This window comes from Gluconobacter sp. P5E10, from assembly GCF_018812145.1.
GTDB lineage: Bacteria > Pseudomonadota > Alphaproteobacteria > Acetobacterales > Acetobacteraceae > Gluconobacter > Gluconobacter cerinus.
Genome location: NZ_JACRVZ010000002.1, coordinates 487791 through 510294, shown reverse-complemented (window position 1 = coordinate 510294; position 22504 = coordinate 487791). Strand labels below are relative to the sequence as shown.

Below are 22504 nucleotides of genomic sequence, written 5' to 3'. Positions count from 1 at the left end.
GGGTACCCCGGTATCCACAGGGATCATCCTATCCTCCAGGATTTCTTTCTTATTTCTTTCATGGTTAGTGAGCGGCATGAATTCGGAAAACGCACCCCTCTCCCCATCCTCGAAACCGCTCCTGAGAGCTCTCAAGGGTGAAGCTGTCTGGCCCCCGCCGGTCTGGCTCATGCGGCAGGCAGGGCGTTACCTTCCCGAATTTCGTGCCATGCGTGACAAGGCTGACTTCCTGACACGCTGCATGACTCCGGACATGGCTGAAGAACTCACCCTTCAGCCGATCCGCAGGTATGGAATGGACGGAGCAATCCTGTTCTCGGACATTCTCATTCTGCCCTGGGCAATGGGTCAGTCCCTTGAATTCATTGATGGTCGGGGCCCGGTTCTTGGCGCCATCCGTTCGCAGGCAGATCTGGAAAAACTTGATCCAAAACGTGCACAGGAGGCTACGGCACCTGTTCGGGAAACACTCTCGCGACTGAGTAAATCACTCCCAGATGTCACGACATTGCTCGGCTTTGCCGGCAGCCCATTTACGGTTGCCTGTTACATGGTCGAGGGCGGCGGATCGCGGGATTTCGCCAATACCCGCAAAATGATGCAAACTGATCCAGCGCTGTTTGATCGTCTGATTGAAACCCTGACGATCAGCACAGCGGAGATGCTTTGCGGCCAGATTGAAGCAGGCGCTGAAGCTGTCATGCTCTTTGATTCCTGGGCTGGAATTCTCCCTCCCAACGCATTTCGTCGCTATGTGATTGAACCTACCCGGCAGATCGTGCGTCATATCCAGGAGAAGCATCCGAATACGCCGATTATCGGTTTCCCGCGCCTGGGAGGGATCATGATACGCGAATACGCAGAAAAGACGGGGATCAATACGCTGGCGCTCGATACAGTGGCTGATCCGGCGCAGATTGCGGAGCTGGTACCAAACGTGACGCTGCAAGGGAACATGGACCCGATGGTCCTGTTTTCTGGCGGTGAGGCCATGGTGCGTGAAGCTCAGGGGATCCGGGACGCGCTTCGTGGGCGTTCGCATGTTTTCAACCTGGGACACGGCGTTATGCAGCACACACCGCCTGAAAACGTCGGTGCCCTCGTTGAGGCGGTGCGCGCGATATGACCACGGCTCTGGATGCAGCAGGCCAGCTGAAACTGGTCATCTTCGACTGTGACGGTGTACTCGTGGACAGTGAGCGTGCGTCCTGCCGGGCCACAGCAGAGTTCGCTCGGTCCCTGGGTCTTAAGATTTCAGACGATGAGGCTCATGACCGGTTTTCAGGTAAGGCACTCTCTCAGGTCGTAAAGGAACTGGAGCACGAAACAGGACGTGCTCTACCTGAAAATACGGCACTCAAAATGAGGGAAAATCTTGTACGTCTGATGCAGAAAATGGCAGAACCTGTAGAGGGTGCGCCAGAAATGCTGCATGGAATACGTGGTTTACAACTGCCGTTTCGTGTTGGTTCGAACTCGTCTGTCGTTGAGATGGATGCCAAGTTTGAACGGACACAGATGACTATATTTTTCCCGGAAAACCGGGTCCATTCAGCGAATGACATGGATGAACCGAAGCCATCTCCTGGGGTTTATCTGTACGCTGCAAAAGCAGAAGGTGTTCTGCCAGAAAACTGTGTTGTGATTGAGGATAGTGACACGGGTGCTGAAGCCGCCCGGCGTGCTGGTATGAGTTGTGTGCTTCTTCGTTCGGAAGACCTTCCTCTTCCGGCATTTTGGCCAACGCCAGGCTTCGTCAGGATCGGTCATCTCTCCGAACTGGTACCGCTGCTTCGCAAGACACTTCAAAGCCAGAAAGACAACTGATGGACTTTGTTGTTGATCACCTGAGCTGGTTCCTGTCCCTCCATATCATGGCCTTCACGGCCTGGATGGCGGGGACATTCTATCTGCCACGCCTCTACGTGTACCATACCCAGACAACGCCTGGTACTGCGGAGAGCGAACGTTTCAAAATCATGGAGCGCAAGCTTCTCCGTCAGATCATGACGCCTGCGATGATTGTTACCGTGCTCGTGGGTGGTATGATGTCGTCGGTGCCGGGTCTGGTGGACTGGAACAGCGGCTGGTGGTGGACAAAAGTGATCTGCGTTCTCGGCCTCATGGGGTTTCATGGGGCATGCAGCAAATGGCGTCGTCTGTTCGCAGAAGACCGTAATCCGCATTCCGAGAAATATTACCGGATCGCAAACGAGGTACCGACCATTCTCATGGTGATCATTGTCATCATGATCATGGTTCGGCCCTGAGAGACGTCGCCTGTAAAAATACGGCCTTAGAGAAGGCCGTATCTGACGCCAGTCATTTCTTCAGAAATCGCCCAGAGGCGTTTTGCAAGCGTATGATCTGACGCAGCCTCTGGCAGCCCGGCGTCACCCGGAAGGCCGGTTCTCTCTCCCTTGCCCTGAGGCCCGTAATAATCCCCGTCCTGCGCTTCAGGAGACGCCAGAGCATAGAGAAGGGGCCAAGCCCCCTCCTCCACTGTCTGCCCCATCATATGAAACACGGGGCCGGCAAAGCTTCGGGCAATTTTACGACCCCAGCGACCAACGGGGGTACCATTCCGATCAAGCGAGCCGTTATTGGAGACAATATCGCTTGCCGCCCAGCCGGGATGAGCAGCCCGTGAATGAATGGGCCAGGGAGCTTTCTTGGCCCGGCGGTCTAGTTCCAGAGCAAAGAGCAGATTTGAAAGTTTACTCTGCCGGTAACGTGCCATCGGATTGTAGCGGTGCCGGGCATTCAGATCACCAAACGGAATTTCACCCTTCAGGGCAGCAAGAGACGCGACAGTCATGATTGTCGCATTGCCTGCGGCTAACAGAGGGAGCAGCCGTCCGGTCAGAGCAAAGTGACCAAGGTGGTTGGTACCAAACTGAAGTTCAAACCCGTCTTTTGTGGTGAGCCGGGATGCAGGGCCCATGATGCCAGCATTATTGGCAAGAAGCTGAATGGGGCGTCCCTGCTCGCGCAAAGCGGTGGCAAAAGCTGCAATAGATGCCAGTGAGGCAAGATCCAGCACTTCAAAGCGACCCTGCACACTTGGAACACTTTCATACAGGCGGTTAAGAGCCGCCCTGCCCTTCTCCAGGTTACGCCCACTCAAAATGATGGAAGCGCCACGCTCAGCCAGCCCACAGGCAATTTCGAAACCCAGGCCGCCTGTGGAGCCCGTAATGAGCGCGGTCTGACCATCCAGACGATTCAGATTATCAAGAGACCAGCTGGTCTGGGGAAGACGGGTCATCAGTGTTGTCCTTTTTCGTGGGCTCCGGCGGCTGAGCGCTTTTCATCTTCTTCAGCCTGTTTCATGGCTTCTTCAGTCAGTCGTTTCTCGTTCTTTTTGAGAAAGAGAAACGCTCCTCCCAGACAGCAGGCTCCTACGACGGCCAGAGCAATTCCAACCGGCCCAGTGATCTTTTCGATCTGCTTACCGAGTTCATAAGTGATGAAGGCATAGCCTCCAGCCCAGAAGAGACCGCCCAGCGCGTTGAAAAAAAGAAACGAATGCCAGGGCATTCGGTTTGCTCCAGCCAGAAGAGCAACGAACACGCGCAGAACAGCGACGAAGCGTCCAAGGAAGACAACAATCCCGCCGTGTTTGCGAAAAAGATAGCGGCCGAGCATCAGGCGCTCGTCAGTCAAGCCGACCTTCTTGCCGTGTTTCTTCAGGATGCTGTAGCCAAAATGGTGGCCGAGCAGATACCCGAAATTATCGCCCATGATGGCGCCTGTCACAGCGGCAAGGGCAATCCATCGAATCTCGAGATGATGCGTACTTCCTGCATAGAGGGACGCAGCGATGATGATGCTTTCCGCTGGCAGTGGCAAGCCCATGCTTTCGAGCATGACTGTCACGCCGATAACGCCGTAGCCATATTCCTGGAGCAGGTGATCGAGAAATTGCGTGAGATGAAACAGTGTCGTGATCCTGTGCGAATATGGCGGAAGGCAAAACCGCCAGCTACGATATTAGGACATCAGACACGGGATGAAAAATGACTGAGCTTTGCCCTCCTCACGTAGCCGGAAACTGGCCCTCTTGGGTTGGCCCTGAACTCGTGGCTGGCCGCACTCTTTCTTTCTCTGAACTCAGAACGGTCGAAGACTGGGTGTTCTGGCAGGAGACCCGACCAGAAGAGCAAGGTCGCACGGTGATCGTCGGACGACGTCACGATGGAACACTCGTAGATCTGATCCCGCCAGAGAGAACTGTCGGAACCCGTGTTCACGAATATGGTGGAGGAGCGTGGGATGTCCGCCTGAAAAACGGATATCCGGAAGTTGTTTTCAGTGACCGAAAGGTCGGCGGACTGTGGTTCAGCAACAGAGAAGGCACGTTTCAGGCGTTATCTGGCGACCGCGCACCGGAAATGTGTTATGCTGATCTGACATGGGATATAGCCGGAGACGGTGTTTTCTGCGTTCGTGAAACGCATGACGAAGGTCTGCCAACAGCGGCGCTTGTCCATGTATCACAGGCGGGTCAGGAAAAGGTTCTGGTAGATGGGGCTGATTTCTATGCAGCCCCTCGCCCCTCGTTGGATGGTGCCTCTCTGGCCTGGTTCTCCTGGCAGAATCCGGAAATGCCATGGACAGTGACCCGACTATTTGTGGCACCTATTGACCGAACCGGCCTCAAGCTTGGACGCGCCACAGATCTGAGTGGTCAGACACCCTGCAGCATTATTGAACCGCGTTGGGGGGCAGATGGTAGCCTCTATGCGACATCAGATGCTCAGGGTTGCTGGACGCCTGTTAAATTCGTGCATGATCAAACGGGATGGAAAGAGCAGTTTTTCCCAGAGGCTGGAGCTGAGATTGGTCTGCCACATTGGGTCTTCGGACAAAGAACACTCACGCCACTGCCTGACGGTCAGCTTCTCGCATTAGGAATTCGGGAAGGCCTCACTGGCGTTCTGCTCTTTGCAGATGGACATTGGAAAACTGTTCAGATGGGGGCGCCTGTCAACGTTCCAGAGCGTCTGTCGAATGGACAGTTTGCCTGGATTGATGCCCCCGAAGACGCTCCACCTTCTTTGGCTATTGGTCACATGGATGGGAATTTCGAGCGTTTTCGCCCAAGTGTTGTGCTGCCTGATACGATTACGCCTGACGACATTGCCAAGCCTTCTTTGTTCTCCTTTCCAACAGCCGGTGGATCGAAGGCATATGCGCTCTTCTATAAACCTGCGAGCAGCACTTCGCATCTAAAAGAAGGCGAAAAACCGCCTTTGGTTGTTATGGCTCATGGTGGTCCAACAGGGCGTGCCAATTCAGGTTTTGCTTTCAAAGTGCAATGGTGGACCTCCCGCGGTTTCGCTGTTCTTGATGTCAATTACCGCGGTTCAACAGGGTTTGGTCGCAAATATCGGGAAGCCCTAAACGAACAATGGGGTGTTGCAGATGTCGAGGATTGCCTGGCTGGTGTTCAGTCTCTGATTGAACAAGGGCTGGTTGATCCAACACGCTGCGTTATTCGCGGAAGCAGTGCGGGAGGCCTGACGGTTCTGTCAGCGCTGGCACAGTCTGATCTCTTTGCGGCAGGCGCCTCTCTTTATGGCGTTACGGATCTAAGGGCTTTGGCAGCAGAGACGCATAAATTCGAAGCACGCTATTTGGATGGTCTGATTGGGCCTTATCCCGAAAAGGAAGCTGTGTATCTGGAACGTTCTCCTCTCACGCATGCGGAGAAAATTTCCGTTCCTGTCCTGTTCCTGCATGGGGGTGCTGACAAGGTGGTGCCTCTCGCACAGGCTGAAGCCATGAGAACAAAACTGGCACAGTCTGATCTCCATGTTTACCCGGACGAAGGTCACGGTTTTAGAGCCCGTGAGGTTGTCGAAGATGCTCTTGAGAGAGAGCTGAAATTTTATCGAACTGTTTTTGCCACATCTGCTGATCCGGTCTTATGAGTAAAGAAATCAAAATAGAAGACTTTATAAAAATTCGATTTTATTCCGGAATGGTATGTTTGAATGTTTTGAATAAGAAATATTCAATTGGACAGAATGGAATTGCTTTGTCGCGGGCAGCGCAAACATGCATGCCCTGCCCTTGCGTTTGATCCCGGCACAGGAGAGACTCAGCTTAACCGGTTGCGCATTTATCTGTTGGATGCGCAACCTGACATCCAAAAAATCATCTCATCGGACCTTCTATGAAACATCGCAAACTTGGACGCACCGGTCTTCAGGTCAGTGAAATCTGCCTGGGCACAATGACTTTCGGTCAGCAGAATACAGAAGCCGACGGGCATGCGCAGCTCGATATGGCGCTCGATCAGGGGATCAATTTTATTGATACTGCTGAACTTTATTCCATTCCCCCGCGTGCTGAGACCTATGGCGCGACTGAGACCATTGTTGGAAGTTGGCTAAAAGCTCGCGGCGGCCGTGACAAACTTGTTGTTGCGAGCAAAGTTGTTGGACGCAGTTCTTCACCGTGGTTTCGGCCCGGCGGTGAGGAAGCCCGTTTGACGCCAAAGCAGATTCACTATGCAGTTGAAGGCTCTTTGCGTCGTCTGCAGACGGACTATCTTGATATCTATCAGCTTCACTGGCCAGACCGTAAAATCGGGTTGTTTGGTGAAGGCGGCACGACGTTTCGGGACGTGCCGGCAGCCAATGAAGTTCCGATTGCTGAAACTCTTGGCGCATTGGGTGATCTGGTCGCACAAGGTAAAATCCGTCATGTCGGTGTTTCCAATGAAACAGCGTGGGGTGTTTCACAATTCCTTGCAGCTTCGCAGAATGGTCTTCCGCGGCTGGCATCCATTCAAAACGCCTACAATCTCATTAACCGGACGTTCGAAATCGGTCTGGCAGAGATGTGCCTGCGGGAAGATGTCGGGCTTCTGGCCTACTCTCCGCTGGCTCAGGGATATTTGACAGGGAAATACCTGAACGGAGCACGCCCTGCTGGCGCACGCACCACGCTCTTTAATCGTGGTCAGCGTTACGAGAAGCCCGGTGTGGATGTTGCTATTGAGGCCTATCACGCATTGGCCCGTGAGGAAGGACTGGATCCGGTTCAGTTGGCTGTGGCTTTTGTGACGTCGCGTCCGTTCGTGACATCCAATATCATTGGGGCCACCAGCACGGATCAGCTTCAGACAATTCTGGATTCAACCCGTCTACAGATCACGCCTGAACTGGAAGCCAAGATCAACGCCATTCACCAGGTGCATTCAAATCCCGCTCCCTGAGTTTCAACGACGCAGGCATGAGATCATGCCTGCGTCTGTCAGGGGGCTGTGTGCGGCCCGAGCCGTCCAATGACACGGAAAGCAGTCAGAACTGCAAACGTGCCAAAAATAACGACACCCAGAGACTGCCCAACGAGAATACCAATCGGGCCATAAGCTGAGCCAAACCACACAAACGGGATGGTTCCCAGTGTGGCGCGTCCCCAGTTGAAGCCGGTTGAGTAAAAAGGGTGCCCAAGGTTGTTGAACGCCGTATTGGCGACAAATAGCAGCCCGACGAACATATAACTCAGGACCAGCCAGCAACAGAACAGGCGTACGATTTCCGCCCCAATACCCTGAACGTTGAAAAGCTGGAGAATGACATTGTGCCCGGCGGCAAGAACAAACCAGGTGGTTCCAACACAGAGCGCTGTCAGCTTCAGCGCGGCCATCAGGGCTTCACGCACCCGATCAAATTGTTGGGCACCAAGGTTCTGCGCCATGATGGGTCCGACAGAACCTGTCAAAGCAAAAACCAATGAAAACGCAACAGGCACAATGCGGTCGATAGTTGCCTGCCCTGAAACAGCATCCAGCCCAAACTGTGCCATGGCATGAGTTACGAACAGTGCGCCTGTTGGTGTGGCGAGATTGGTTGCAATCGCCGGGACGGCAATACCGCCAATTTTCCGCATGGCAGGCTCAAAGGCTTCTTTCTTTGGCCATTCCAGCATGGCGTGCCCCCGAAGGTTCAGGAAGCCGCTCGCTGTGATGGCACATCGCGCCAGAATGGTGCTGATGGCTGCACCTTCCAGACCGAGATGCAGCACAAAGATCATCAAGGGGTCCAGCAGAGCTGAAACAAGCGCACCTGTCAGGGTAATGCGCATGGACCGTTTGGCATCCCCAACTGCGCGCAACAGAGCTGACAGAGCCATTCCCAGGCACACTAATGGAAGAGCTGGCGATACTATGTGCAGGAAGGTCGCCGCGTTTTCCAAAGCTGCTCCCTGAGCTCCAAGCAGCCTGAGAAGTGGCGTGGCAAATACCGCCGTGAGCGTGCCCAGAACGGCCGCGATGCCAACCATGACAGCAATGAAAGCAGATGCGAGACTTCGGGCCTCCGCATGCTGGCGCGCGCCGATCAGACGACCAATGCAGGCGCCAAGTCCAATGGTCATGCCAATGGAGACTGAAATCTGCAGAAAGCTTAGAGACGTCGCAAAAGCGATAGCGGCCGTAAGGGCAGAATCATGCAGGTGGGAGATGTAGAAGTAGTTCAGAAGATCGACAGCAAAAACTGCCATGAGGCCAATGGCCCCGGTTCCCGCCATGGTGATGACATGACGCATGATGCTGCCATGCACGAATCTCGCCGGCTTTATGGGAGAATCGTCAGGAATTCTGGGCTTGGATGGGTCATCTGATGGTACTGGCATGTCGGCATATACTGCCTTGTCCCGTGACAAAGAACCAGTGCCTGAAGTGCTTTGTTGGGAAGGTTTTCTGTCTGCCAGAAAGGAAAGGGAGCGTGGGAGGAAGAAGGAGGTTTTCCGCGAGTGTAAGGGTTTCGTTAACGCATGGTGTGGAACTGTCAGGTCAGATAACACCCGGGCGTGAGGCCCGAAGCCCAGTTTCTGCCGGAGTCCGCCATGTCGATCATCAATTCTCTCAACACGGCTGTCAGTGGCCTCAATTCCCAGTCACATGCTTTCAGCGATCTCTCCAACAACATCGCGAACAGTCAGACGACAGGATATAAAGCTGTAACAACAAGCTTTGCCGATTATGTGACGAGCAATGATCTGGCAAGCGACGGGGAGTCACTGAGCGACAGTGTGGCTGCGACAACCAGGCAGCATACTGACAATCAGGGTATGGTTGTTTCTTCCACAAATACGCTGGCGCTCGCAATTTCAGGCAACGGATTCTTCAACGTTGTCCAACCCACGGGAAGCACGACATCCAGCACAGCGCCGACGTTCAGCAGCCAGCAGTTTTATACGCGAAATGGTGACTTCTCACAAAATAACCAGGGATATCTGGTCAACACCTCGGGTTATTATCTGGAAGGGTATCAGGTGGGTTCAGAGGGTGCTTTGAGTAGCACTCTATCACCTATCAAAATCTCTGATTCTGTCGCATTTCAGCCGACCAAGAGCACAATTGTTTCTCTGTCTGCTGCAATTGGCAGCACCTCTGGGGCAGAAGGTACCAATACATCTACGGCAACAGCCTATGACAGTAAGGGAAATGCTCAGGAGGTGAGCCTGAACTGGAAACAGTCTTCCACGGATCCTTTGGTTTGGACTGTCAGTAATTCAGCAGATTCGAGCAATTCAGCCACAGTGAAATTTAACAGTGATGGTTCTCTGGCATCTGTAAATGGAGCGTCCCAGTCTACGGGTTCAGCGGCAACCTTTTCATATACGGGGCTGCCGCAGGATATGACCGTCAACCTGGGAACCATCGGGAGCACGTCCGGTGTGAGCCTGGCAACAGACAGCAGTAATTATAGCACCAATCCCACAATGACGACGGACAGCGTCACAAGCGGCACCTTCACGGGTCTGTCTATGCAAAGCGACGGGTCTGTGATGGCGACATTTGATAATGGGCTTTCTCAGCTTCTTGCAAAAATACCACTCTCGACGTTCGCAGACCCTAATGGGCTCTCTGCCCAAAACGGACAGGCATATACGGCAACGGCATCATCTGGTGCACCGACAGTCAATGCAGTGAACACGAATGGGGCAGGGACGCTCAGTACCAGTTCTACTGAAAGCTCAACGACGGATCTGACCAGCGATCTTACCAAACTTATTGTCGCGCAGCAGGCTTATGGAGCGAATACGAAAATCGTGACCACTGCAAATCAGCTTCTGCAGACCACTTTGGCGATGATTCAGTAAGGCCGGGTGAGGGGAACTCTCTATCATGGGACTAACTGATTCACTTTCAATCGCCGTTTCTGGCTTGCAGGCCGTCCAGTATGGAATGTCTACGGCTTCCCAGAATGTCGCCAATGCGTCTACTGCAGGTTACATCAAAGAAGTCGCAAATGTTCAGTCTGTCGTAAATGACGGGACGGGTGGCGGCGTACGACGCGCAACAACCAGTCTGGCTACAAACGCACATATCCAAACTGCTTTATATTCCCAGAATTCAGATGTTTCCCAATATACGACAACGAGCAACGCGCTCTCTGTCGTCACGGCTCTACAAGGTTCAACCTCTGCAGATTCTGGTAGCAGCGGGACACTTTCTGACCAGTTGGGAAATCTTCAGTCAGCCCTTATTTCTTTGACCAGCTCCGCGTCGAGTTCGACCACCCAAAGCACAGTTCTTTCGGCGGCCAATAGCTTTACCCAGTCGTTGAACACTCTTGCAGACACTGTGCAGGAGCAACGTCAGAACGCACAGGATGGTGTTGTCTCGTCAGTTTCGGATATCAATACCAACCTGACGACTATTGGCTCTTTGTCTACCAAGATCATGGCTCTTAAAGGGCAAGGGCTCGATACTGCGGACATTGAAAATCAGCGCTTTACGGCCCTGTCATCGCTCTCCAGTGAATTGGGTGTGAGTTGGAAGGTTTCCTCCAATGGAGACATGTCCATTACCACGCAAGACGGTGTCACGCTCCCTACACACAATACGTCTTCGGGTTCAGCAGACACCATTTCCAGCACCTGGCCTTTGACGACAGCCTCAGCGCAAATTTCAACCAGTATGAGCTATCCGGGTAACTTAGACGCTAATGCGATTCCGGCAATTACGCTGAACGGAAAAGATATTACTGGTCATCTGACCGGTGGAAGCCTCGGAGCCGATATAACGCTGCGAGATACCACGCTCCCAACGATGCAGGCCCAATTTGACTCTCTAGCCTATACTGTAGCCAGCCGCTTCGATGCGCAGGGCATGTCTTTATTTACAACATCCAGTGGCAATATTCCCGATGCGTCCCAGACGTCCATTGTGCCTCAGGGAAGCGCTGGTTTTGCCCAGAATATTCAGGTTTCCCAGTCCTATCAGGACGATCCATCGCTTCTTGTATCTGGTGAGACCGCAAGTAGTAGTGTTGTCCAGAACATTCTGTCTTATGCGTTTGGAACCACTCAATCAGATGGCACAGGACAGGTAGCCGCCCCTACCAATAATTTAGGTGTGACGGGGAAATTGTCTACCGGATATAGTGGAAGTCAAAGTCTTGTGGCTCTTGCGACGTCTTTGACAGCCAACCAGGCTGCGACAGCTAATAATGCAAGTAGCAGTCTGTCTCTTGCACAAACAACGCAGACCAATCTCTCTTCAAGCCTGGCAGGAACATCAACTGTCTCTGTTGATACTGAAATGGCCAATATCGTTACATTACAGAACGCCTATTCAGCCAATGCGAAAGTTATTTCTTCCGTACAATCCATGTTTACCGCTCTTTTAAATGCTGTTGAAAGCTGATTATGACTGGAATTACGGCATCGTTTGGTTATGGCGGATTATCGAATCAACAGACGCTAAACTTGGCTTCGTTATCCCAGATAAAAGATAATCTTCAGGAACAAGCTTCTACGGGCGTAAAATCCAGCAACTACGCCCAGCTTGGAGAAACACGTGCTCAGGCGCTAGCGCTCCAGCCTGCAATCACTCAGGTTTCGTCCTGGAATTCCAACGTAACCATGGCACAAAACAGATTAACGGTCACGCAGAGTACAGTCAGCCAAATTGCGACAATCGCAGATAATCTGAATGACACTCTTTCAACTCTTGTCGGGAATGTTTCCTCAACGGCTATAAGTTCTGCGTCCGAACAGGCTAAATCATATTTATCGTCTTTAGGTAATTTGTTGAACACGCAGGAGGGCGGGAGCTATGTTTTTTCAGGGTTGCAGTCTTCCACTGCTCCCGTAAGCACTAGCTTAAGCAGTTCCAGTCTCGCATCTTCTATACAGGAGACTGTAAAAAGCATGGGGAATGGTAGTGCGTCAGATGTTCTGTCAGAGACGCTTTCTCTTGCAAAAGACACCAGCCAGAATCAGCCATTTTCCGCTGCACTTTCGACTGACCCGGTTACTGCTGCACAGCAGAAATTAAAAATCACCGTTGGGACTAATCAAACAGTTTCTGCAGGCATCGTGGCGACAGAGGGGAGTACATCGTCAGAAACGTCAACGGGCTCTCCGATCCGAGATCTTATGCGAAACCTGATGGTTGTTGCCTCTCTGAGTTCTGATGACGCAGGGACCACAGATTACACACAGCTAGTTCAAGGATTACAGACGACGAATACCGGTGTGACAGAAGGGCTATCCGATATCAGTGGTTCACTTGGAATACAGCAGAACAGCTTGACCAGTCAGAGTACGATGCTGGCACAGATGAAAGCCGCTCTTACGACCCAACTGGGAACGGCGAAGGATGCAGATCTCGCACAGGTTTCCGTCCAATTGAATGATACCAGCAATCAGCTCCAGGCATCATATTCCATTATCGCAAATATGAAGGGTATGACGCTTGCAAGTTATCTCTGACGTCTGTTGAAAAATTGACCCTGACGTCGCATATCTTCGTTACTTTCCTAAGAGGAGATTGATGACGATGAGTGCAACGCAAGGCCAGCCGGAACAGCATGAATTCAGTGCAGAGGTGGGGCGTCTGCTCGATCTTGTCGTGCACGCGCTTTATTCGGATCGAGAGATTTTTCTGCGTGAACTTGTTGCGAACGCAGCCGACGCAACAGACAAGCGCCGCTTTGAAGGGCTGACGAACTCTGCTCTTGCTCTTCCCGAAAATGCGTCAATTCGTATTGCCCCGGAAAAAGACAAGAAAGAGTTGGTCATTTCCGACGACGGTGTGGGAATGACGCATGATGAACTGGCTCAAAATCTGGGTACGATTGCCCGTTCAGGCACACGCGCCTTTGGTGAAAAACTGAATGCTGCCAAAGCTGAAGATCGCCCAAGTCTGATTGGTCAGTTTGGTGTTGGGTTCTACGCGGCGTTCATGGTTGCCGACAGGGTGGATGTGACGTCCCGCAAGGCTGGGGCAGAAGAGGCCTGGACTTGGTCTTCAGACGGGAAGGGCGCTTTTACCCTCACGCCTTCCACTCGCTCTACGCCGGGCACTGACATTGTTCTGCACATGAAAAGTGATGCGGAAGACTTCCTGGACAGCTGGCGTCTTCGGTCAATTATTCGCAAATGGGCTGACCATATTTCCTGGCCAATCACTCTGCGTGAGGTCAATGAGGATGGAACAGTCGAAGAGAAAGCTGCCAACGAAGGAACAGCTTTGTGGCGCAAGCCTAAGGCCGAAATTACCCCTGAACAGTATACGGAATTCTACAGGCACATTGCGCGCGCTTTTGATGAACCTTATGCAACAATGCATTGGCATGCAGAAGGTACGACAGAATTCACAGCCCTTCTGTTTCTTCCCAGCGCCCGACCATTTGATTTCATGGAGCAGTCTCGGGAAAGTAAGATTCACCTTCATGTTCGACGCATGTTCATCACAGATGAGGCAGATTTGCTTCCCAATTGGATGCGCTTTGTTCAGGGTGTAGTGGATACAGAAGATCTGCCGCTTAATGTGTCTCGTGAGATGTTACAGGCGACACCAGTTCTTGCTCGTATCCGCAAGGCGGTCACGAAACGCGTTCTGACGGAGATTAAAACACGAGCCAAGGACGCAGATGCTGGATTTAATGCATTCTGGGAAAACTTTGGGGCGGTTCTCAAGGAGGGATTGTGGGAAGATAGCGAGCACCGTCAGGAAATTGCCAGTTTCGCACGTTTCCATACAACCCATGGTGACGATCTAACGACGCTTGATGACTATATCTCGCGTATGAAGGACGGACAGGACGTTATCTACTTCCTCACAGGTGATAACCTTGAGGCTCTGAAGGCATCTGCACAGCTGGAAGGCTTCCATGCCCGGGGCTTGGAGGTTCTTCTTCTCTCTGATCCAGTAGATGCTTTCTGGCCAGAGCGGCTTCATTCATACAACGACAAAACTTTGCGCTCAGTCGTCTATTCTCATGGAGATCTTGAGAAGTTTTCGACAGATCATGAGGAAACAGTCGAGGCAGCTAATGTAGACACCTTGGTTCCTGCGTTGAAAGAGGCTTTGGGCGATGCAGTGAAAGATGTCCGGAGTACCGTTCGCCTGACGAATAGTGCGGTCGTGATTACGTCTGAAGGAGGCCCGGACTTGGCCATGCAGCGGCTGATGCGCCGATCAGGACAGGCTCTTCCGGAAACGCTCCCAATTCTGGAAATTAACCCTCGTCACCCGTTAATTAAAGCCTTGGCTCAGCGCGTTGAAAAGAAGGAAAGCATTCAAGATCTTGCACGCGTGCTGTTGGATCTCGCGCGTGTTCAGGAGGGCGAGCCCCTACCAGATCCGACTGGGTTTGCTCGGTTGCTTGCAGGTTTGCTTGCCGGGGCTGCAACTGCCTAATAAATTTCTTTCCGGCGATTTAGGAAGAATAGGAAAAAGCGGAAGAGTAATCTTCCGCTTTTTTTGGATCTTGAGGGAACGAACGAAACTCTAGCCAGTCAATTTTCTCTGACGGAGTTCTCTGGGCGAAAGACCGAATTTTTGACGGAAGCGCCTTGAAAAATGAGCCGCATTTCTAAAGCCATGTTTTGCAGCGATTTCGGCAATGGCCATAGATGTGTATTCAGCCGATTGCAGGTCCTTATAAATTCTCTCCAGCCTCTTGTTTAAAATCCAACCTGAGACAGCACCTGGTTCTCCATCAAAAAGCAAATAAAGCGCTCTGGATGATATACCGTAGGCACTGGCAATGCTTTTTGGCGTTAAATCAGGCTCTTGTAATCTGCTTTCAATATAAGACCGAATATGTTTTTGACGGTGTTTGCGTCGACCAGCAACGCTTAACTCCAGATCGAGAGAATCCAGAAGTGTTGTGATCAGAAGGTCTGTCAGGTGTTTGAACAAACGCGTCTGCGTTTGAGAGGGGCTGGCTTCCAAGGCACCATCGAGAATTAATTCACAGCAGGTGAGAAGAAAGCGACCTGGGCCTGACTGGGTTTCAAAATGGACCACAGGAAGGCCGGATAGGACAGGAAGGTGATTGAGCAGACCGCTCCGTGTCACAGATATAAGAATGCTGTCATTAGTCAGAAGAATTTCGTGACCTAAAGCAGGTTTTTCAGATTGATGGGTTCTGATGAGTTGTTCACGGTCAATATACAGGTTTCCACCAGTATGACGTGAGATTGTGAAGAGAGCTCTGTCTTCATTGAAATAGGGGAGAAGGCTCTCAATCGTTTCATGAGAGGCGCCTTGTCGTCTTTGAACGACGGGCTGCAGCCCTTGGGACGGAGTAGCAAGCGTCGCAAGCGGAATAATGCGAGCGGGCAGCTCTGGCGAAGGCCCTTTTTGGGTCATGGCAGAAACTCTATGGAGCCTCCAGAAGAAAACAGGAATGGTCTGCTATAACGAAATTACTCAGTCATAGGAATGAAAATATAGAATTTCGTTATGTGTCTGAGGAATGTCTCTAAAACATAAAAATTAAAATATCCTTTAAATTTTATATTTCAAAGACGGGTAATATGACCAAAATTCTTTGCAATATCCGCAATATGTGCATGGTGTGTGAAAAATAATATCTGAGTTCGTTTTGATATTGAAGAAAGAAGTTCAAGTCCGGAAAGAGATCTTTCTTCATCGAATGTTATAAAAAGATCATCTGCGATAAAGGGAAGTTGGATTCCACGGTCGAGAGATTGTTCTACCGAGGCAAGTCGTAATGCCAGATAAAGTTGATCTCTAGTCCCTTCACTCATGGAGTGTACGGGAACAAGAGAGGACTTATCTGGAAGAAGGCCGGACAAAGTCAGATTGTCCGTTCCTGTGTCCTCCAAAGCAATTCCTGCATATCGATGTCGTGTGAGGTGCGAAAACATGCTCCCTGCTTTCTCCAGCAAAGGACCATGAGTTTCCTGGCGCTGTTTTTCAACGAGACGACGTAACATCAGGCTTTGAAGGCGAAGCGAAACATATCGCGCTGCACGATCATTCAGCTCTGCCTCTACTTCCTGTATCCGCTCGGCAGTTTCGTGCGCGCCGCCTTTATTTTCCAGAGATGTCAAAATTTGCCGAGCATCCCACAATCGCTTTTCAATTTCCGAGTGTTTTTGCTTTAGCATAAGACTCTGCTGCTCAAGTTCGTCAGATTCCCTTTCAAGTGTTTCAGGGTCAGACTTCTTTGCTTCTAACAAGAGGGCCTCAAGACCCCGGCCGTTACCCGCGGAGAGAATAATGGTGTTCAGCTCATCACGGCGTTGAAGCAGAGTGGCGCGATGCCTAAGTTCCGCAGCGATATTATGGAGATCGTCACTGTATGGAATGCCAAGCTTAATTAATATGGGAGCTAGGCTTTGCCGCAATGAGGCGAGCCTTATAGATGTGGCTTCGAGAGTTTCCTGGAGTGTTGCTCTTTGGGTTATGAATTCTTGACGTTTGTGTTCAGCCTCTTCGGACTGCCGAAGTGAGGTGCATAAATTTTCCAACGATTTCTTGTTATGCTTTTCAAGCATGAAATTGAGAGAATTTTTAAATTCCAGAATATCCGCGTAATTTTTATGGTGCTCTTTCTTTTCGCTTTCCAAACGGATTTGGATTGATCGCGCCTCTTGCACATCAACAAGATCAACATGCCGGGCCCCAGCAGGATAATGGCAAGAGGTACAAGCTGTTTCCCATGAAACCTGCCATGCGGCCAAATTATGCTTAAGCGTCTCAAGTTGACGCTCTTCCGCTGCGATAGCAGTTTGCAGTCTTTCTTGGGCCTGTTTTTTATCCAGTGCACTCCTTAAATGAGCCTCATATTCATCCTGAATATTTTGAGCATGCTGGAGGCAGAGAACAAAATTATCCGTCTGAGCCTCCTGTAGATAAGGTGATAACTGTTCTAGTGCAGAACGTTTTTGCTGCTGTTTTTTCTGAAAAGATTCTGCAATTTGTTCCTGATGCTTTGATTTGGAAAGAGCATCAAGTCTAGCGTCACACCAACTCAGAAACTCTTTAGGTGGAAGTGCGGGCAGCCCAAGATATTTTAATTTTTCAAACCAAGTATTTTGAAGAGAAATTTGTTGTGATTTAATAAAGAGTATATGTTTCTCAACCTGAGCAGCTTCAATTTTAATGCTGCTAATATGATGGCTAAGATCGTTCAGTCGAGCCGATTGCTCAGCATGAGTATGGCGCCGATCTGCAAGAATATCTGTGTTTTTCAGAAGAATGAAAAATGCATTTAAAACAGATGGATCCGGATATTGCTCTGTTTGTAAAATACCCTGAATGTTGCACCAGGTCGTATCGCGGAGATCTCGTGCATTTGAAAGAGCTTCTATGGAAACAGCATCTCCAGATTTTTCCAAAATATCACGATCAAAGATTTTCTTCGAAAGCGCTTCTTGGAGTTTTAGGAGAAGGCTATTTTCCTGAAGAGACTTCTCCTCAAGATCACGCCATTTAAGATACTCTTCGTCAATGATCTCTTTTTCCAGAACAGGAAGACCATCCAGCGCCGACCAACGATTTTCAGTAATTGCTGACCAAGGAAGCAGACGATCAAATGCTGCATTAGTGTCGTGAATGGCTGTTTTCAGATCCTTTTTTAATTTTTCAATTTCATCATCAATCCCACCTAGGCTTCTTGCATAGTTCAAATTGGTTTTTAAGTGCTCGAAATCGGCTGTAGAAACGGTTTTCCGCTCGTCAGAAGAAAAATTAGAAGATCGTATTAGATCAAACTCTTGGCGTAATTTTTCTAAGCGATCTTTTATTTCATGCTCAAGCGTAAGATAATTTTCTCGCTCTTGAAGCTTTTTATTTAAGGCGTCCAGCGCGCCTGCGTCAGGAAGGCGATTGGGCGTTGCGCGATGTCGTGCCCAAAATTGCTCCATCCAGATTTTGTCATTGCGAATTCGGTCTAACCTTAAATTTGTATCGATATCGATTTTATTGATAAAATCATTCTTATTAGTTAATGATATTATCCGGTTTGCATCATCTAAAATTTTGCCTCTTGGCGTGGACTCATTTATACGTTCTGATATCGACTCTAATTTTAATTTTGTTGCAGATTCGATGGTTGTTTCTGTTTTTATTTCTGAAAGAATAACTTCAAAATTGTCGCATTCAGAGAAAGAAAATTCAGGAAGTCCTGATTGCGAAAGTTGTAATTGCAGATCCATAAGCTGAAGATAGGGAATGCTGATGTTTCTGGCCCGAGAGTTTTCTCTCTGCCGCACGACAAGGCGTTGGTGTTCAGCATTACATTCAGAAAGGGCTTTCTCTTCTTTTTCCTGCGTTTCGCGGGCGACAGTTAAATCGTGAGGGAGGACTGCGGTATTTCTCAGGGTTTTATTCAGATCTGAAAGGTCACGCTTTGCTTTCAGAATGGCAGATGTACTGCTTCCCTTTCGCCATTGAGAGTTCATTTCTTTTTCGAGAGAAGTTATCAGTCCGCCCAAACCGCCGACGCCCAGACCTGCGGAAAGAATTTGCAGGCCTGCATCGTCCTTAAGGCGGCGCATTTCTTCACCGCCTTCACGAAGGCGACGATGGTCAAGAGCCCATCCGGTTTCGAAGCTTTTAGCGTCCAGGTCTCCCATCCATTGTCTCAGCAACTCGTCACTTTTGGGGGTGGCGTCATCGGAGGCGTAGAAGGTCTGTGTGCGGGCTCTACGTCGTATGCCCTCCAGTACTGCTCCATTGTGACTTACCTGCCCGCCAACTCGCAGAAGGGGTGCTGCACTTAACCAGTCAGCACTGATGTGATGCGGGAACTGAAAGAGAAAATCCCTGATAGCTGCAAGCATCGTGGATTTCCCGGCTTCATTGTGTCCATGAATGACGTGAAAATCCCCTTCCGATTTTGGGAAGGTAATAGTGCGCTCTTGAAAGCCGCCATATCTGAACAGGTCAAGACGATCAAACCGCATCAGCTTGCGCTCCCCATCAGTCGTGCGCGCAAGGCAGAGCTTGCTTCTTCCAGCGGCCAACTATTTTCATCAGCCATCAAAGCACTTCTCTCGACACATCCAGGAAGCGCGGAGAAGAACATCTCAAAGTCATCAGAAAGCGTTGCTATAAATTCGGGATCGCTCATGAGCTCTGACAAAGCCGCATCCAGGTCATGGAGTGTATTTGTAGTGGGCGGAGAGGTTGTCTTGTTCCGGAGCTTCTCCAAGGCGATTTGGTTCTGACCAGTATCCAGGGAGACAGCAACGCTCCTTAAATCGTCTTGCCAGCAGGTGGATGCACAGAGGCTGTCATGCAGAGTGGTTGTTCCCGTTAGCGTCACACGTGCGACAACGGTGCGTCCGTCGGCCTGAGCCAGGGCTTCCTCCATACGAAGCCTCGCGGCATGCATGAGGTCATCCAGATCATGCATATCAGCTATATCTATGACGATATGGCTCCAGCGTATGACGTCACAGGCAACAGGTGTGACAGACTGGACAATGTTGTTTTCGACGCTGACGAGCATTGCGCCACAAGGGCCTGTCTCCCGGATGTGTCGCCCTTGAAGTACTCCAGGAAAAACAATCCATGGATGATGACAAACAATCTGTTGGGCGTGAACATGCCCTAGAGCCCAATAGTCATAGTGCTTTGACGCAAGCGTTTCGACGGAGCAGGGCGCATAGGTTTCATGTTCGCCGTAGCCTGAAAGAGAGGTATGAAGAACACCAATATTGAACCATCCGGAAACAGGCTCCGGGTATGTAGGCGTCATGTCTTTTCGAACATGTCTTTCACGAAAGCTCTGACCATGCAGGGCGACTTGGATGTCTTCCAGTCGTATGGTTTCAGGAGCATCGTAACTGAAGTGATCAATGCCAGCCGGTCGAGGAAGCTCACGTGCGATGACGGACTGAGCGTCATGATTGCCCGAAAGAGTAATGACTCGAATTCCAGCATGCACGAGGCGACTAAGAGATTTCATCATGTAGAGGCCGGTACTGGCGTCCTGCCAGCTTCCGTCATACAGATCGCCTGCGAGGATCAGAAAACTGACCTTTTCCTCGATGGCAATATCGATGAGACGATCCAGAGCTCGCCGGGTTGCATTCCGGATTTCTTCCAGTGGAAGACCCTCATAACGGCTTAGTCCTTTAAGGGGGCTATCGAGATGAATGTCGGCGGCGTGAAGGAAGCGGAAGCTGGACATAGCGACACTCTAACGCGAGAGCAGAAACGAGCGAAGAGTGTTTTGGAAGATGGCCTTGACGAAGCAAGACAACCCACCCTATGCCGGATCAATGGATAGTTGGACAGCCTACGGTACTGCACCTCGTGAAGTGATTGCTGGGGGAGGACAACGACCCACTCCCAAGCATCAGTTTTCTCTTGTGACCACGGTACGGTGGGAAACACCCTATATTTTAGAGTGGCTTACCTATCATTTTTCGATAGGGTTTGAGCACGTCTACATATATTGCAATGATGACGACCCAAGCGAACTTTATGATGAAGTTCTTCCTTTAACTGTCGGCCCTAATCCTAAAGTGACATTTGTTCACTATGGGGTTGTCGGTGCCCAGTTTCAGATGTTTTTTCATTATTTACGCCACTACTCGACTGAGACAGAGTGGCATATGTTTCTAGATGTCGATGAGTTTTTGTGTCTGAGAGATTGCGACAACATCGAAAAATTTCTTGAAAAATTCCCGCAGAATGATGCTCTTTATTTCAACTGGTCATTTTTTGGAAATAATGGGCATAAAATTCGACCTAAAGGTTCCGTCCTGACCAATTATACGCGCCGCGAGAACGGAGCAACGCCGCTTACAAAGATCCTTGTGCGGTCAGCGGCAGTTCCTTATCAGACCATCTTCGAAAACCCACAAGAAGCGATTCATCATAACCTGATGACGGTAGCTCAAGATCTCAAGGCAACAAATGTTTTGGGAGAGACAATGTTTAGTTATTATGACAATTTTCCTGAAAATGCTTGGGCATATCTTAAGGGAAAAGAGCGGAATCGCGCTATCTTAGATATCGCCTTTATTGCTCATTATAATATCAAGTCTGAGCAGGACTTTGAAATCCGTGCGAAACGGAGCATTGTCGGAAACTTTAGTAGTCAAAAAACTTGGAGGTTAATGACGCAGTCAGAGCGCGAAAGCTTCTTTTCGATGACAAATGCTGTTCACGACACTTATCTAGCCGATTACTGGAAAAAATTATCTGATGCGCGTGTAACCTGCGTTTTTCCGATTTCAATGTGGGCGCTTTTGTCAGAGGGATGCACCGCTACGCAGTCTTCAGCACTTTTGGACATCTCTCCAGAGGATGACGCAGAAGGCCCACTCTCAGGACAAATCGGTAATTTCCCTGCGCACCATACTGCTGAAGAAAAAGACCCGTGGTGGCAGGTCGATCTTCAGGGAAAAGTAAGCGTTCATGAAGTGCGGTTGTTTAATCGACTTGATACTGCATTAGAGCGTGCAAACAATCTGGCAATCTCTGTTTCAGTTGATGGAGAGGCTTGGACCGAAGTCCATCGTAAGGAAGACGGACAGATTTTCGGTGGTGCCGACGGGAGCCCCTACATTTGGGTGACCCCAGAAGGTATCCGAGCAAGATTTGTAAGGATTACAATCCTCGGTGAAAAGACATACCTGCATTTCAGTCAGATTCAGGTTTACGGCCTGCCTGACTGAAGAGGGGGGACTATGTTTTTAGTGATTGGCGAGATATTGCGCCACGATAACTGGCAAATTCTGCTGTAGCTTGTCAGTCGAAGCTGTTTCCTCATTGCGAAGCCGCTCCAGAAGAGACAGGTCGCTGCTGAAACCCAAGCGGTCTGCAAGGATCGCCAGCATATTCAAAGATGCGATCTGATGAGCGCGGTAACTGACGTCGGTGAGTACGTTTTTGAGGAGATTACTTTCCTCTCCGGTGCTCAATAAACTGGAAACAGTGCTGAGAATGGAAGAAACGGTCTCATGCGCTGCGGGCGTTTGCCGGCCGTGTCGGCTCAGAAGGGCCGTGATGTCGCTGACATGTTTTCGACGCAGGATAAGGTCCTGTTCCATCTGGGCGCTCACACTTCCATAGCGCTCGCAGAATGGAAGCTCTGAAAGAACGGTCTCGATGGCTTTGGTCTCGATTGCCAGATGGTCCTGCAACCGCTCCAGATAAATATCCAGTGCTGTTGTTTCTGCGGACTTTGTTCTGCCAGCCATGGGTTTCCTCTAGCGTCAAGACGACGGGGTCTTGGCTTATATCTGTGCAGGACGC

General features: G+C 50.4%; 17 protein-coding genes. 10 read left to right on the top strand and 7 right to left on the bottom strand.

The window, feature by feature from the left end; genetic code table 11:
- The first annotated feature begins 76 nt into the window (after positions 1-76).
- From hemE to hemJ, 3 genes are read left to right on the top strand one after another with little or no spacing between them, the layout of a single operon-like run.
- On the top strand, positions 77-1126 hold the full coding sequence (gene hemE / locus KP707_RS06280) for a uroporphyrinogen decarboxylase (RefSeq protein ID WP_211502486.1): 1050 nt from the start codon (positions 77-79) through the stop codon (positions 1124-1126).
- A complete protein-coding gene (locus tag KP707_RS06275; RefSeq protein WP_099211306.1) occupies positions 1123-1827 on the top strand; it encodes an HAD family phosphatase in 705 nt (234 codons plus the stop codon). Before hemE ends, KP707_RS06275 begins: the two co-directional genes overlap by 4 nt.
- Positions 1827-2270, top strand: coding sequence for a protoporphyrinogen oxidase HemJ (gene hemJ / locus KP707_RS06270; RefSeq protein WP_369826506.1), 444 nt, complete (start codon positions 1827-1829; stop codon positions 2268-2270). Before KP707_RS06275 ends, hemJ begins: the two co-directional genes overlap by 1 nt.
- Before the next feature lie 26 nt (positions 2271-2296).
- On the opposite strand, the gene KP707_RS06265 is transcribed toward hemJ, so the two are convergent.
- Both KP707_RS06265 and KP707_RS06260 read right to left on the bottom strand, forming a co-directional pair.
- Complete coding sequence (locus tag KP707_RS06265; protein ID WP_211502485.1) at positions 2297-3268, bottom strand: SDR family oxidoreductase; 972 nt, start codon at positions 3266-3268, stop codon at positions 2297-2299.
- On the bottom strand, positions 3268-3870 hold the full coding sequence (locus KP707_RS06260; protein WP_198150526.1) for a DedA family protein: 603 nt from the start codon (positions 3868-3870) through the stop codon (positions 3268-3270). Before KP707_RS06260 ends, KP707_RS06265 begins: the two co-directional genes overlap by 1 nt.
- 149 nt (positions 3871-4019) lie before the next feature.
- On the opposite strand from KP707_RS06260, the gene KP707_RS06255 reads away from it, so the two are divergent.
- Both KP707_RS06255 and KP707_RS06250 read left to right on the top strand, forming a co-directional pair.
- Positions 4020-5936: a S9 family peptidase gene (locus tag KP707_RS06255; RefSeq protein ID WP_211502484.1), complete on the top strand. Its 1917-nt coding sequence runs from the start codon at positions 4020-4022 to the stop codon at positions 5934-5936.
- A gap of 245 nt (positions 5937-6181) precedes the next feature.
- Complete coding sequence (locus tag KP707_RS06250) at positions 6182-7228, top strand: aldo/keto reductase (RefSeq protein ID WP_211502483.1); 1047 nt, start codon at positions 6182-6184, stop codon at positions 7226-7228.
- 38 nt (positions 7229-7266) lie between these two features.
- Here the strand turns inward: KP707_RS06250 and KP707_RS06245 are convergent, their stop codons facing one another.
- Entirely contained in the window at positions 7267-8562 is a 1296-nt protein-coding gene (locus tag KP707_RS06245) for an MATE family efflux transporter (RefSeq protein ID WP_202206887.1), read from the bottom strand.
- 300 nt (positions 8563-8862) lie between these two features.
- On the opposite strand from KP707_RS06245, the gene flgE reads away from it, so the two are divergent.
- From flgE to htpG, 4 genes are all read left to right on the top strand, one after another.
- Positions 8863-10122, top strand: a complete 1260-nt coding sequence (gene flgE, locus KP707_RS06240; protein WP_215751666.1) for a flagellar hook protein FlgE — start codon at positions 8863-8865, stop codon at positions 10120-10122.
- A gap of 25 nt (positions 10123-10147) precedes the next feature.
- On the top strand, positions 10148-11671 hold the full coding sequence (gene flgK, locus KP707_RS06235; RefSeq protein WP_211502482.1) for a flagellar hook-associated protein FlgK: 1524 nt from the start codon (positions 10148-10150) through the stop codon (positions 11669-11671).
- A gap of 2 nt (positions 11672-11673) precedes the next feature.
- On the top strand, positions 11674-12741 hold the full coding sequence (locus tag KP707_RS06230) for a flagellin (protein ID WP_211502481.1): 1068 nt from the start codon (positions 11674-11676) through the stop codon (positions 12739-12741).
- A gap of 67 nt (positions 12742-12808) precedes the next feature.
- Entirely contained in the window at positions 12809-14674 is a 1866-nt protein-coding gene (gene htpG / locus KP707_RS06225; protein ID WP_211502480.1) for a molecular chaperone HtpG, read from the top strand.
- A 90-nt stretch (positions 14675-14764) separates the two neighbouring features.
- Here htpG and KP707_RS06220 read toward each other — a convergent pair whose 3' ends face one another.
- The 3 genes from KP707_RS06220 to KP707_RS06210 form a co-directional block, all read right to left on the bottom strand.
- The gene (locus KP707_RS06220; protein ID WP_211502479.1) at positions 14765-15631 is read right to left on the bottom strand and encodes a helix-turn-helix domain-containing protein; all 867 of its coding nucleotides are present in this window, start codon (positions 15629-15631) and stop codon (positions 14765-14767) included.
- 152 nt (positions 15632-15783) lie between these two features.
- Positions 15784-19197, bottom strand: coding sequence for an AAA family ATPase (locus KP707_RS06215; RefSeq protein WP_211502478.1), 3414 nt, complete (start codon positions 19195-19197; stop codon positions 15784-15786).
- Positions 19197-20429 carry a DNA repair exonuclease gene (locus KP707_RS06210; RefSeq protein WP_211502477.1) on the bottom strand — a complete coding sequence of 411 codons (1233 nt, stop codon included), beginning with the start codon at positions 20427-20429 and terminating at the stop codon, positions 19197-19199. The genes KP707_RS06215 and KP707_RS06210 overlap by 1 nt, the downstream gene beginning before the upstream one ends.
- Positions 20430-20478: 49 nt before the next feature.
- On the opposite strand from KP707_RS06210, the gene KP707_RS06205 reads away from it, so the two are divergent.
- A complete protein-coding gene (locus KP707_RS06205; RefSeq protein WP_252348836.1) occupies positions 20479-21924 on the top strand; it encodes a glycosyltransferase family 2 protein in 1446 nt (481 codons plus the stop codon).
- A gap of 18 nt (positions 21925-21942) precedes the next feature.
- Here the strand turns inward: KP707_RS06205 and KP707_RS06200 are convergent, their stop codons facing one another.
- Positions 21943-22449: a DUF892 family protein gene (locus tag KP707_RS06200; RefSeq protein WP_086633290.1), complete on the bottom strand. Its 507-nt coding sequence runs from the start codon at positions 22447-22449 to the stop codon at positions 21943-21945.
- Positions 22450-22504 lie beyond the last annotated feature (55 nt).